The sequence below is a fragment of the Brucella sp. MAB-22 genome (assembly GCF_025908475.1).
GTDB lineage: Bacteria > Pseudomonadota > Alphaproteobacteria > Rhizobiales > Rhizobiaceae > Brucella > Brucella anthropi.
Genome location: NZ_CP109782.1, coordinates 464,586 through 477,470, shown reverse-complemented (window position 1 = coordinate 477,470; position 12,885 = coordinate 464,586). Strand labels below are relative to the sequence as shown.

The following is a 12,885-nucleotide window of genomic DNA, read 5'->3' as shown; positions in this document are numbered from 1 at the left end:
AGCTTATTTCTTTTTCTTCGCGCGGCCCGCGAACGGGTTGTCCGAGGTGCGCAATGAAAGCCTTATTGGCACACCCGGCATATCGAAAGTCTCACGCAGGCCGTTGATGAGATAGCGCACATAGGATTGCGGCATCGCATCGGGACGCGAGCAGGACACAACGAAGCCCGGCGGACGGGTTTTCACCTGCGTCATATATTTTACCTTCAGGCGGCGGCCAGAAACTGCCGGTGGCGGCTGATGCGCGATGACGCCAGCCAGCCAGCGGTTGAGACGTCCGGTCGAAACGCGGCGGTTCCAGATTTCGTGGGTCTTGACGACATTCTCCATGAGCTTGTCGATACCCTGTCCACGCTCGCCGGAAATCGGCACGGCGCGGAGCCCGCGCACCTGTGGCAGCAGGCGGGCCGTCTTTTCGTAAAGATCGGCCAGAACCATCTGCCGGTCCTCGATCAGATCCCATTTGTTGAATGCGATGATCGGTGCCCGGCCTTCACGGATGATGAGATCGGCAATCTGCAGATCCTGCTTTTCAAACGGGATCGTCGCATCGAGCACGATGATGACGACTTCCGCAAAACGGATCGCACGCAGGCCGTCAGCAACCGAAAGCTTTTCGAGCTTTTCCTGCACGCGCGACTTGCGGCGCAAACCGGCCGTGTCAAACAGCTTGATCTTGCGGCCACGCCATTCCCAATCCACCGAGATCGAGTCACGGGTGATGCCTGCTTCCGGTCCGGTCAGCAGGCGGTCTTCACCGAGCATCGTATTGATGAGCGTCGACTTGCCAGCATTAGGTCGGCCGACAATGGCGATCCGCAGCGGCTTGGTCGCATCATAGGCCGGGATTTCTTCTTCATCCGGGTCTTCGATGTCATCGCCGATCAGTTCACCGACAGCCTTCGGCGTGAAAACCTCGTCGGCAACTTCCTCTTCCTTCTCGTCGGCGAAGACGCGCTCTTCGCCCAGAAGCTCGACAATGGCGTCACGCAGGTCTGGCATGCCCTGACCGTGTTCGGCCGAGATCGGGCACGGTTCGCCAAGGCCAAGCTGGAAAGCGTCATACATGCCGGATTGCGCGCCGCGCGCTTCCGCCTTGTTGGCGACCAGCACGACCGGCTTGCCGGAACGGCGCACCACTTCAGCAAAGGTGCTGTCGGTCGGCGTCAGGCCGTTCTTGGCGTCAACGACGAACAGGATCACGTCGGCTTCCTGGATGGCAGCCTCGGTCTGGGCGCGCATGCGCGCTTCCAGGCTGTCATTGGCAGCTTCTTCAAGACCTGCCGTATCGATGACCTGAAACTTCAGATCGTAGAGCTTGGCATCGTGGATGCGCCGGTCGCGCGTGACGCCCGGCAGGTCATCGACCAGCGCCAGCTTGCGGCCGACGAGGCGATTGAACAGCGTGGACTTGCCGACATTGGGACGCCCGACGATGGCGACTGTGAAACCCATGGGAGAAGATAACTCCAGAAACCAGAGCGGTTCCGCTTTCAACCGAAACGTGGAACCGCTCTATTTATTTATCTTGACGCGCATCTTGTCCGAAAACCGCTTCGCACTTTTCGGGATGCGCTTTGATTTTCCCGCGCATCTTATCCGAAAACCGTTTCACACTTTTCGGGATGCGCTTGTGTTATTATGTGCTTTGCGCATCGGGCACGTTGACACCCGCACTGCGCATCAGATCGAGCATCGTATTGGAACGCTGGCGGATATTGGCCGGAGCAAGACTGTCATTGGCAATTTGCTGGAACAGTTTGACCGCATCATCGAACCGTTCAGCCTTCCAGGCAGCCAGACCCAACGCTTCCCGTGCGCTTGAACGCATAGGATTGCCGTCTGCGGAAAGCGTCTCGACGTGCTTGGCGACATCGTCGTAGGAACCGCTGTCGACCAGCAGATAGCCGGCACGCAGGCGCGCGACATCGCGAAGCGGTGCAGGCACGGCGTTATCGGCAGCAACCTCATCGAACGCCTTCACGGCACCGGCGGCATCGCCCTTGTCAGCGATAACCGACGCGGCGCGAAGACGCGCCAGCACCGGATAGGAGCCGTAGCCGGTCTTTTCCAGATCGTCGAGCGCAGTCAGCGCTTCGTCGTTTTTGCCTTCCGAGGCGAGGTCCAGTGCGGCGAGGAACTTGTCACCGGAAGCGGAAGCCTTGCTGTCGACCCAGTGCTGATAGCCGACCCAACCAGCTGTTCCCAGAACAATGGCCACAGCGCCGCCGATCAACAGCGGACCGAAATTCCGCCAGATCTGCTTTGCCCGTTCCGAACGGATTTCCTCGTTTACCTCGCGAATGAAACTGTCGTCTGCCATGGACCTGCCACTAAAGCCAAATTGATGTTCGTATTTGTTCGTTCTGGCGCTTTTAGTCGCATTTCGCGCCATATGTAAGACCCGTCAGCGAAATAAGCCGAAACACGTGTCACAAAGTGCATTTCGGTCCGACAATAGCCTTATTCAAGAACTAGCAACGGAATTTCTGGAACTATTCCTCTTCCCCCCTCGTTTCGTGGTCCATGCGCATCCTGTCCCCCCGCCCTGTTCTTTTGTCCGCCCTGGTTCTGGCTACCTGTGCCGCACAGGCGGAACCGGTATCCACAAAGCCGCAATATGTGCTGATTTCCTTCGATGGCGCACATGACAATGCACTATGGACCCGCTCGCGCGAGCTGGTGAAGAAAAACAACGCCCATTTCACCTATTTCCTTTCCTGCGTCTTCCTGATGACCAAACAGGACCGGCGCGATTACAAGCCGCCCCATAAGCGGGCCGGTTCGTCCAATGTCGGCTTTGCGCTCAGCCGCGACGAAGTTGTCGCCCGCCTTGGCAATATCTGGCAGGCCCATCTGGAAGGCAACGAGATCGCCAGCCATGGCTGCGGCCATTTCGACGGCACCGACTGGTCAACCGCCGACTGGGACAAGGAAATCAAGGAGTTCCGTCGCATTACCGCTGACGCCTACAAGAATAATGGCATCAGTGGCGAGCCGGAAGGCTGGCGTGATCTTGCGCTGAAGGGAATCGACGGGTTTCGCGCGCCCTATCTCGCCGCATCGAAGCCGGTGCAGGATGCGCTCAAGGCAAACGGTTTTCGCTATCAGGCATCGTCCATCACGCGCGGCCCTGAAGAGCCGACCCTTGCCGGTCAGTTTGCTTCATTTGGATTGCCGCTTGTTCCGGAAGGCCCGTCGCAACGCCCTATCGTGGCAATGGACTATAATCTCTATGTCCGCCACTCGAAGGGCAAGGAAGCGCCGCAGCAATCGGCGGCTTTCGAAGAACGGGCCTATAAAGCTTTCCGGGCGGCGTTCGACAAGCAATATACGGGCGAGCGCATTCCGCTCCAGCTCGGCTTCCATTTCGTGCTGATGAATGATGGCGCCTATTGGCGCGCCATGGAGCGGCTCGTGACGGAAGTCTGCACCAAGCCCGACGTCAAATGCACAACCTACAGCGATTATCTGGACAGTCTCGACAAGGATGCCGTCCATGCAAGCCAGAACAGGTCGTAATCGTCCCCTTAAGCTGAAGGCGTTGCATCAAGATTTGCCTGATCGAGCCACGGCAGCGGCTCGTCGCGGATAACCGCCTCGAAAGCTCTCAGACGCTTGTAGATCGACAGCAATTCGATGATCGTCGTCCATGAGTTGACGAGATACTGGAACGATCCCTGCACCTGCGAAAAGACATTCGTGATCTGGTTCATGAGGCCAAGCGTCAGCTTGCCAGCCACAATCGACGGAACAAGGATCAGCGTCGGGAAAATATTATCGGCCTGAATATAGAAAATGCGGGCGACGTTGAAATAGACATAGTGGAAATAGAGCCGGAAATAATTGTGCCGGACATTGCGGAACAGCTCGCCCAGCGTGACCGGCTGGGCACGATCCGCATGGTCTTCACCATAGACCAGTTCCTTGCGGTAGGCCGCTTCGACGCGCTGATTATTGAACTCCAGCCCCGGCAGCTTGATACCAACCAGCGCCAGAAAACCGGTGCCAAAAGCAGCCCAGAAAATCGCTGCCACGACCAGCGCATGCGGCACCATGCCAACCACCGGCAGCTCACTGACCTTTTCCGAAAAACTGAACAGGACCGGCAGAAAGGCGATCAGCGTCATCACCGATTTGACGAGGCTGACACCAAGCTGTTCCAGCGTCGTGGAAAAGCGCATCGTGTCTTCCTGCACGCGCTGGGCCGCACCTTCGATGGAACGCAGTTTCGGCCAATGACTGACGTAGTATTCATTCATCGCCGAACGCCAGCGGAAGATATAGTGGCTGACGAAAAACAGGCTCAGAACACCGACAGTCACACCGATAAAGGCTATTTCGGCAAATGTGACCATGCCCCAGTAAAAGTCGGAGGCGCTGACGGCTCCGGGCGATGTGAGTGCCTTTTGAACCAGATCGTAGAACGGCCCATACCAGGCATTGACCGCAACGCTGACCTGCACGCCGAAATAGGTAGTGAACAGGATCAGTGCCGATCCAAGTATGGACCAGCGTTGCCACGGGTGCGGTGAAAACCAAGCCCAGAAAAGATAGAAGGCGAATGTCGCCACCGCGAAATATATATAGAACCAGAGAAACGGCGCCGACCAGAACAGGCTCGCACCGATAATCGGCGCGGCGTCTTGCGCCAGGGGTGGCAGGCCGAATATGGCACCCAACCTTTCCCCTCCTTCATACCAGCCAAGCACTGCAAGCAGGCTCCAGACGAGCGCGGACCAGAAGAACAATTTCGGGCGGGGAAAGAACGACACAAACACTGAATTTCAGTCCAACTTCGTGAGGAATTTTCCGCATATGAAGCCGGTTCTCGCGTCTTTACCAGTTAAATTCCTGTAAGGTTTCAGCCCGATGTTCTGGCGGCGCGTCCCGCCATGATGCCAAGCACCGCGACGACCACCAGCGAGAGCGCTGCGGCCAGACTTGCCGAAGTAAACGAACCGGAACGCTGCGCCATGAAGCCAGCCACCAGCGGGCCGATGATCTGGCCAATGCTGAAGCAGACCGTCATCCGCGCCAAAGCGCGTTTTGGCGAAGCCGGTGCGAGTGTACGGGCGATCTGCAATCCGAACGCCGTCAATGCCATGAAAGTGATGCCCAGAAGCGCGCCACCCACCAGAGGCCCGAGCGGCGGAGCCAGAACCACGCTCGCGGCAACGCCGACAGCCTCCAGAATGGCTGTCAGGGCAAATGCATTGAAAAGGCCGAATTTCCTGGCAGCCGGTGCCCACAGCCAGATCGAGGGCGCAGCCGTCAGGCCGGTCACCACCCACACAGCCGCTTCCATCAGCGGGCCACCATCGGTCGCGCGCACGATTGCAATCAGGAATGTTGCCGTGATCACGTAGCCAAAGCCGAAAATGCCATAGGCCAGCGCCAGTGCGTTGAAGGCGAAGCTCTTGGGGAGCGGCGGTTCACGCGTGCCACTGTTTCCGCCAACCGGCCCTTCCCTGACGAAAGCGCCAACCAGAACAACCATGACGATGGTCAGAACCGCAGCGCCGATCCAGTCGGCACGCCAGTCAAGCCCCGCAAAACGGATCAGCGCCACAAGAACGGCAGAGAGTGCAATACCACTGCCTACACCGCCGAAATGCAGGGCTCCAAGCCCCGCTCTTTCCGCCGCCGTGACATGGCTCAGCACGATTGCCGTGCATAGGATCATCGTCACCGCACTGATGAAACCCGCCGCAAAGCGGATGATGGAGAACAGCCAGACACCGTCAAAAAACGCCATGGCAGCGCACAGCAATCCGCTGATGATCAGGCCCGCAATCACGCTTTTCCGCTCGATGCCCGCGGACCATCCATAACCGGCAACGACTGCCCCCAGCAGATAGCCGATATAATTGGCCGATGCGATAAAGCCTGCATCGGCGGCAGTGAAGCCGATATCAGCCATCATTCCCGGCAGGATCGGCGTATAGATGAAACGCCCGATCCCCATGGCTGCGGCCATAGCCAGAAAGCCGCCGAAAGCATAGCGGACGGCAGTGCGATGTTGTGGGGATGCGGGCTTGGTCATTTCCAGGGAGGTCTCGGTCATTGGCGGGAAAATAAACCTCAATCATCCAAGGACAATTGAATTTTTCTGATCGGACCGATCACGACTATTGAGCCTCCATACGCGCTCGCCCTCCTTGAAGCTTGCCCCCGGTTGTTTGGGTTTGTGCCCCTGTGGGACCACCCTACAATCGATGCATGATACTCGTTAGGGAGGATCGGGATGAATAGATCGGGCATATCCGCCTGCCTGTTGGCAGTTGTAGCAGTTGCGTCAGCGGGGAGCGTTCAGGCGAAAGAACTGACAACGATGAACGAAGTTCGTGACGCATTGAATGCCTGCTGGTCTCCACTCTCGGATAGCAAAAACTCTTCCGTTACCCTGCGCTTCAGCTTCAAACGGGACGGAAACCTGAAAGGACCGCCACGTGCCAGCGCAATCAATGTTCAAGGTGATGACAAGACAAGAAAAGCATTTGTAATAGCTGCCATCGAAGCAGTCGAAAGATGCACCCCGTTGAAGCTCGCTCCCTCTCTTGCACACAGTATCAGCGGGAGCGTCTTCACCATGCGGTTTCATTCGTCTGATTAATCAAGACATCTGCTTTCAAATATGGCCTTGCGAATCACATAAGTGTGTGCTTATGTTATTGCATGAATGAGAATGATATATTCCACGATATATTCAGGGCACTTGCCGACCCGACCCGCCGGATGATTTTCGAGAAGCTGGCATCGGGCAGCATGAATGCCAGCGCGCTGCGGCAGGGTATGGAGATCAGTCAGCCAGCCATATCGCAGCATCTGGCTGTGTTACGCAGCGCGGGGCTGGTGCGTGAGGAACGCGAGGGACGCTTCGTCAATTACGAAGTCGATCCGAACGGGCTGACGCTCATCGCCAACTGGCTTGCAAAGTATCGCGCCTACTGGCCGGAACGTATCGACGCTCTCAAAACCTTGCTGAAGGATATGGACCAATGACCGACCGGCAGGAAGAACCACGCGTGAAAGGCATTGAACAGGAATATGAGGTGGATGCCACGCCGCAGAAAGTGTGGCGCGCGATCAGCATTCGGGAGTTTCGCGAAAACTGGCTTCCATCCGAGGCACTGGCCGATCCGGAGCCAGCATCCTGCAAGCCCGGCGAGGAGATCAGCTACCGGATGCGGGAAAGCGAACCGCCCTTTCTGGAAAGTATGGTCACGTTCCGCATTGTGCCAGGCGTTTCCGGCGGCACCTTTCTGCGCGTCATCCATGAACTGAACGACACGCGCCTGAAGCGCACTGCGGCAGTTGCCGCCAACAGCAACCGGGCGCCGATGATGCGCGCCGCTTGACCGCCTGACGCTCTGAAACTCTAAAAAAAGAGGAGTTCGCCGATGCGCGAAACGATGCAACTCGTCCCTATGGTCGTGGAACAGTCGAGCCGTGGCGAACGGTCATTCGATATCTATTCGCGTCTGCTGCGCGAAAGGATCATCTTTCTCAATGGCGAAGTGAATGACACCGTATCCGCGCTTATCTGCGCACAATTGCTGTTTCTGGAAGCGGAAAATTCCAAACAGCCGATCAATCTCTATATCAACTCGCCGGGCGGCGTTGTGACCAGCGGCCTCGCGATCTATGACACGATGCGCTATGTCCGTGCGCCTGTGCACACGCTTTGCATGGGGACAGCCCGCTCCATGGGCTCCTTCCTGCTGATGGCGGGCGAACCCGGTCATAGGGCAGCACTTCCCAACGCAAACCTGCTTGTCCACCAGCCTTCCGGTGGCTTTCAGGGGCAGGCATCGGATATCTTCATCCATGCCGAGGAAGCGCAACGAACCAAGAGGTTGATGACGCGTCTTTATGCCGAGCATTGCGGTCGCAGCTATGAAGAGGTGGAACGCGCCCTTGACCGCGATAATTTCATGACCGCGGAGGCAGGTCTCGAATGGGGGTTGATCGACCGCATACTGGAACGGCGTGAAGTTTCAGCGGCGTGACATCTTTCTGCAGCAGCAGTGTGCGCCCACCTATGCCGCAGTTGGCTTTTCTTCAGTCTTCCTTCCGGCGATGGGAATGCTATCCGGCAGATCGGAATGCAGGAAGTGCAGCAGCGTATCCTGAACCGATATCAGCCGGTGCGCGCTATCGCGCCAGCCGAACGGAATGTCGTTTGGCATGGGCGGGACCCGGCCTGGTTCCTGCCCCTCCTCCAGTTCACAATTGGCGATGACAATCTGCAAGGCTTCCACCAGCCAGCGCGGCGGCGGGGCCTCTTTCTTTCGCAGCGCATTGCCCAGAGCTTCGCCGAACAGCAGCGCCGATGCGTAAAGGCGGATGCCACGCCGGTCGTACCGACCCGCCATTTCCGTAACCTCGCGCGCCACCAGCCGACCACGCAGCGACCAGCGCGCATTGCTGCGCGCCAGCGCAATACCGTCGCCGAGGGCGATCACTGCCCGGTGCGCGGATGTGAACTGGTTGATTGCACTTTGGGCGCGCACGAGGTCCTGTTTTTCGAGCGCCACTGCCGATTGCTTGAGTCCGTTGGCAAGACGGTCAAGCAGGCCGCGGACGGCCTTGTCGATCAGCAGCACGGGGCTTGGCGTCATCAATATCTGGCTGAACAGCAAGCCGACACCGGCACCGACCAGAACATCGACCAGCCGCGTTATTCCGGCGACCTGCGGTCCCATGGCGAGAACCAGAATCGCAGAGACGCCCGACTGGATGGCAATTGCCGGAGCCATGCCGAAAGAGGTCGCCAGCACCATGGCGACGAACGTCACTATACTTGTGTGGAAGACCGGAACCGTTTCCGGCAAGAGCAGCGAAAGTTCTCCCACCAGCACGCCAGTCGTGACGCCGACCATCACCCCTATCGCCTGCTTGCCATGGTTGGGCAGGTTCGGCGCCAGACAGATCACAGCCGTGACCATGGCAAAGACAGGTTTCGGCTGCCCCAGAAGCAACTGGCAGATCAGCCACGCGACACCGCCTGCAAAGGACGCGATCAGGGAGTCACGCCAACTTACCGACCATTGCTGAACGACCTTATTCGCGCGCTGCCGCATAGATCTCTCCATCTGCTTATCGGCAGCTATCTATGGCAGCGCTCCTCTGCCTCAAGACTTGAAGAAACTTTCGTATAGTTCCGGCTTGAAACCGACCGTCAGCTTTCCGCCCTTGTCGAGAACCGGACGTTTGACCATGGATGGCTGTGCCAGCATCAGCGCCCGCGCCTTGGCGGCATCGACGTTTTGGCGTTCTTCCTCGGGCAGTTTGCGAAACGTCGTTCCGGCCCGGTTGAGCAATTGTTCCCACGGAACGCTTTTCAGAAAGTGGTCGAGCGTTTCGCCGTCGAGCCCTTCCTTCTTGTAATCGTGAAATGCGTAGTCGATGCCATGGTCTTCAAGCCAGGTGCGCGCCTTCTTCATGGTGTCGCAGTTCTTGATACCGTAGATGGTCACGCTCATATCCGACTCCTTTGATCGTTTAGAGCGTGATGTTTTCAAGTTGAACCGTTATCCCGCTCTAAACTTTTGTTTGAGCATGATTTTATCCGAAAACCGGTTCCCACTTTTCGGAATCATGCTCTGGCCGCGATCAAAGGCGATCGAAACCTCGGTTTCAACCTTTAAAGCGTGTTGCATCCTACTATATTCAGGGAACACGCTTTAAGCTTTTGTTTTCACGCATGTCTTTATCCCAAAACCGGTTCCCACTTTTGGGAGACATGCTTTATCTGGAATCGTGAAAGATTATGCCCAGCGTATGCCGCTGGCCGGACCGGATGCGGCTGACACCGTGCCGCATCTTGACGCGATAATCGCCGCGTGTGCCCTGCATCGGACGGTCATTGACCGCAAAAACCACACCATCCCCCTGACGGAGCGGCACGACCTCCGCCCGGCTCTGCATCCGGGGGCGCTGTTCGGTCAGCACGAATTCCCCGCCCGTAAAATCCTTCTCCGGTTCGGAAAGCAAAATCGCAACCTGCAACGGAAATGCGATATCACCGTAAATATCCTGATGCAGGCAATTATAGTCGCCCTCTACATATTGCAGGATGAGCGGTGTCGGACGGGTCTGTCCTGCCGCGTGGCACCGGTCCAGAAATTCGTCATGGGTCGGAGGAAAACGGACATCCGATCCCAGTCTCTCACTCCATCGATTGGCGATGGGTGCAAGCTGCGGATAGAGCGTCTGGCGCAGATTCCAAATTAAGGCAGGAATGGGATTTGCGTAATATTTGTATTCTCCGCGCCCAAAACCGTGTTTTCGCATCGAAACAACGGTTCGAAATGCGGCCAGATTGTAGTAGCCGGCGGCTAATTCGCGGCAATCCTGTGGCGAAATTATGTTCCTGAGGATTGTGGCGCCGAACTCATCCAGTTCGGCGCCAATTTTTTGCCAGTCATAGGCGGCGATATTATCCGCCTGCATGGGTTCATTTCTGTTCATGCCTGGCTCTCCCGCTTCAGGAGATCGCGCTTGCGCTCGACGCCCCAGCGATAGCCGGAAAGACCGCCATCGTTGCGCACGACCCGGTGGCACGGAACCGCGACAGCAATCTTGTTGGCCGCACAGGCCTGTGCCACCGCCCGCACCGATTTCGGCGCGCCGATGCGCTCGGCAATATCAGTGTAACTCACTGTTTTTCCCGCAGGAATTTCGCGCAATGCCTGCCAGACGCGCTGCTGGAAAGCGGTTCCCTGCAGGTCGAGTGGCAGGTCGAGGCCAATGCGTGGCGCTTCGACGAAGCCGACCACCTCGGCCACCATGTTCTCGAAATCGCGGTCCGCGCCGATGAGATTGGCCTGCGGAAAACGCTTTTCCAGATCGCGGATCAATTCTTCCGGGTCGTCCCCCATCAAAATGGCACAGACGCCCTTGCCGCTTGCGGCCACCAGAACGGCCCCGAGTGACGACTGACCGATGGCAAAACGAATATCCGCATTCTTGCCACCTTGCTTGTAAGCCTTTGGAGTCATTCCCAAAATCCCATCCGAAGCCTCATAAAATCGGCTGCTGGAATTGTAACCGGCATCATAGATGGCGTCGGTTACACGGATTTCCGGTGCATCGAGCGCCGCCCGCATCTTCTTTGCACGATGCGCATTCGCATAGGCTTTCGGGGTCAGCCCCGTGAACTCCTTGAAAACACGATGAAAATGGGCAGGGCTCGCCTTCACGGAAGCCGCAATTTCTTCAAGGGAAGGCACCTCTTCCGCCATCTCAATGAAGCGGCAGGCGGCAGCTACCATATCGGCGTAACGGGTGCTGTTTTGCGTCGCCAAGGTTTCGGAGAGATGCGGCTTGCAGCGCATGCATGGCCGGAAGCCAGCGCGTTCTGCATCCTCGCAACCGTCGAAGAACTGCACATTTTCGCGTTTTCCACGCCGCGACGGGCATGATGGACGACAATAGACGCCCGTAGTGCGCACCGCATAGACAAATGCACCGTCCGACGCCTTGTCGCGGTCGAGCACTTTCTGCCAGCGGTTTTCATCAGGGTCGTGGTTCTTCATGGTCATAAGGTTCATGTCGGTATTCCTTCAATATGAGCATGAAGGAAGGCTAATGCCACCGCGTCGAAGCTACACTCCGCTGCTTGCTTTCAAATTCGAGACGATATCGTTGCACGTTTTGTCCGCAAGTGAGAACAATTCGGCAATCAGCTCCATCATCTGGCCGGACAGAAACTTGCCTCAACGCACAGTAAAATCAAATCCAGCAACAAAACAGAGACTCAATAAATCTCCTCCCCCGGAAGAAATACTAGATTTAATTCGACCGCCAATCCGATATTATTTATCGATTAAAATACATTTTCAATAGCACCAAGGAATTTAGAATGGTTAAACAGTTCACATGGGACCCGGATAAATCACAGGTATTTGATAGCAGCTATGAATCTCAAGAGAGCCTTTGCACCTCGGCTGTCTCCTTTTCCAAGGATAACGGAAGCAGCTTCGAGATGAATGCGCCGGGAAAAACGCTGACCTTGAAGCAATCCACAGCGACAGACATTGTTTCCTGGAACCCGACGGCAGACCAAGAAACTCCGGTAATTTCAGTAACCGGTGGAGAAGTTATCTTTGATTTCGCGGGTAATGCACAAACATTATATGTTTATAATCCATTCGGTGACGAAACAATAAAAATACTCAATGGCCGTTTTTTGGTACACAACGTATCAAGCTTTATATCAGAATCTGGGAGAATATATTTAGATGAAAACTCCCTCACACACATTCTAACCTCAGATGTAACGGATTTGACAGGATCAATTCTATATATAAATAGTAGCTCATTAAGTATAGATTCAGAAAATATAAAGTTCGGAGAATTCTCCATCAGCGAGTCGATACTCAATACAAATTCCAAAGTATTGGCGCTCGAGGGAAATGATATAAACATCACAAACAGTAAATTAGAATTTTATACAACTGAATTTTATACGAATGGGAAAATGGCTTTTGGCCAGAGAATAACAATACTAGACGCGAGTTTTATAATTTACTCTCAAAAGACATCTATCAGTAATTCTGAATTTGATATTTTTAATGCCAGCTTGCTAGAGATTAGCGGACAAAAGGATGAGGATTTTTCTGAAGGCGCGAGCTTCCGATTCAACTTCATAAAAGACAATGAATCTGGTCCGAATACATCTGAAATTCACTTCAACAATGGAAGTGCATTTCTTGCCAGCAGACTTGGTACTTACGGATTGATTTGCATTAATGGCGTGCCCCAGACCGGGACCAATTGGTCAAAGAATATTTCCTGGGAGATGACGTCGGACAGAGTTCTGATCGTAAAATTGCGCTAATATTCTCAAAGCATCGAAATACGTCTCCGGAGAGTGCG

At 55.8% G+C, this 12,885-nt stretch carries 14 protein-coding genes; 6 read left to right on the top strand and 8 right to left on the bottom strand.

Translation table 11 applies throughout. The features are described from left to right. Positions 1-3: 3 nt before the first annotated feature. A complete protein-coding gene (gene der / locus OHI65_RS11725) occupies positions 4-1,455 on the bottom strand; it encodes a ribosome biogenesis GTPase Der (protein ID WP_010658311.1) in 1,452 nt (483 codons plus the stop codon). 184 nt (positions 1,456-1,639) lie between these two features. Beyond that, positions 1,640-2,323 carry a tetratricopeptide repeat protein gene (locus OHI65_RS11720; RefSeq protein ID WP_010658310.1) on the bottom strand — a complete coding sequence of 228 codons (684 nt, stop codon included), beginning with the start codon at positions 2,321-2,323 and terminating at the stop codon, positions 1,640-1,642. Between the two features lie 203 nt (positions 2,324-2,526). Here OHI65_RS11720 and OHI65_RS11715 point away from each other — a divergent pair, with 203 nt between their 5' ends. Continuing rightward, complete coding sequence (locus OHI65_RS11715; protein WP_264358893.1) at positions 2,527-3,522, top strand: polysaccharide deacetylase family protein; 996 nt, start codon at positions 2,527-2,529, stop codon at positions 3,520-3,522. Between the two features lie 8 nt (positions 3,523-3,530). Here OHI65_RS11715 and sbmA read toward each other — a convergent pair whose 3' ends face one another. Both sbmA and OHI65_RS11705 read right to left on the bottom strand, forming a co-directional pair. After that, a complete protein-coding gene (gene sbmA, locus OHI65_RS11710; RefSeq protein ID WP_012090769.1) occupies positions 3,531-4,781 on the bottom strand; it encodes a peptide antibiotic transporter SbmA in 1,251 nt (416 codons plus the stop codon). Positions 4,782-4,864: 83 nt separating this feature from the next. Then, on the bottom strand, positions 4,865-6,046 hold the full coding sequence (locus tag OHI65_RS11705) for a YbfB/YjiJ family MFS transporter (RefSeq protein WP_041545281.1): 1,182 nt from the start codon (positions 6,044-6,046) through the stop codon (positions 4,865-4,867). A 201-nt stretch (positions 6,047-6,247) separates the two neighbouring features. Between OHI65_RS11705 and OHI65_RS11700 the strand changes: the two genes are divergently transcribed. The 4 genes from OHI65_RS11700 to OHI65_RS11685 all read left to right on the top strand — a co-directional run bounded on the left by OHI65_RS11700 (position 6,248) and on the right by OHI65_RS11685 (position 8,012). Next, positions 6,248-6,616, top strand: a complete 369-nt coding sequence (locus tag OHI65_RS11700; RefSeq protein WP_264358892.1) for a hypothetical protein — start codon at positions 6,248-6,250, stop codon at positions 6,614-6,616. A 62-nt stretch (positions 6,617-6,678) separates the two neighbouring features. Further along, positions 6,679-7,005: an ArsR/SmtB family transcription factor gene (locus OHI65_RS11695; RefSeq protein WP_264358891.1), complete on the top strand. Its 327-nt coding sequence runs from the start codon at positions 6,679-6,681 to the stop codon at positions 7,003-7,005. Next, positions 7,002-7,361 (top strand): SRPBCC family protein, encoded by a 360-nt coding sequence (locus tag OHI65_RS11690; RefSeq protein WP_264358890.1) that lies wholly within the window; start codon positions 7,002-7,004, stop codon positions 7,359-7,361. Before OHI65_RS11695 ends, OHI65_RS11690 begins: the two co-directional genes overlap by 4 nt. 42 nt (positions 7,362-7,403) lie before the next feature. Continuing rightward, a complete protein-coding gene (locus OHI65_RS11685; RefSeq protein WP_061345069.1) occupies positions 7,404-8,012 on the top strand; it encodes an ATP-dependent Clp protease proteolytic subunit in 609 nt (202 codons plus the stop codon). Positions 8,013-8,042: 30 nt separating this feature from the next. Here the strand turns inward: OHI65_RS11685 and OHI65_RS11680 are convergent, their stop codons facing one another. The 4 genes from OHI65_RS11680 to ada form a co-directional block, all read right to left on the bottom strand. Then, a complete protein-coding gene (locus OHI65_RS11680) occupies positions 8,043-9,086 on the bottom strand; it encodes an FUSC family protein (protein ID WP_264358889.1) in 1,044 nt (347 codons plus the stop codon). A 51-nt stretch (positions 9,087-9,137) separates the two neighbouring features. Then, a complete protein-coding gene (locus OHI65_RS11675) occupies positions 9,138-9,488 on the bottom strand; it encodes an ArsC family reductase (RefSeq protein ID WP_264358888.1) in 351 nt (116 codons plus the stop codon). 265 nt (positions 9,489-9,753) lie between these two features. Next, the gene (locus OHI65_RS11670; protein WP_114048106.1) at positions 9,754-10,476 is read right to left on the bottom strand and encodes a 2OG-Fe(II) oxygenase; all 723 of its coding nucleotides are present in this window, start codon (positions 10,474-10,476) and stop codon (positions 9,754-9,756) included. Beyond that, positions 10,473-11,558 carry a bifunctional DNA-binding transcriptional regulator/O6-methylguanine-DNA methyltransferase Ada gene (ada, locus tag OHI65_RS11665; RefSeq protein ID WP_264358887.1) on the bottom strand — a complete coding sequence of 362 codons (1,086 nt, stop codon included), beginning with the start codon at positions 11,556-11,558 and terminating at the stop codon, positions 10,473-10,475. Before ada ends, OHI65_RS11670 begins: the two co-directional genes overlap by 4 nt. A gap of 311 nt (positions 11,559-11,869) precedes the next feature. On the opposite strand from ada, the gene OHI65_RS11660 reads away from it, so the two are divergent. Continuing rightward, entirely contained in the window at positions 11,870-12,847 is a 978-nt protein-coding gene (locus tag OHI65_RS11660) for a hypothetical protein (protein WP_231771326.1), read from the top strand. The last annotated feature ends 38 nt before the right edge of the window (positions 12,848-12,885 follow it).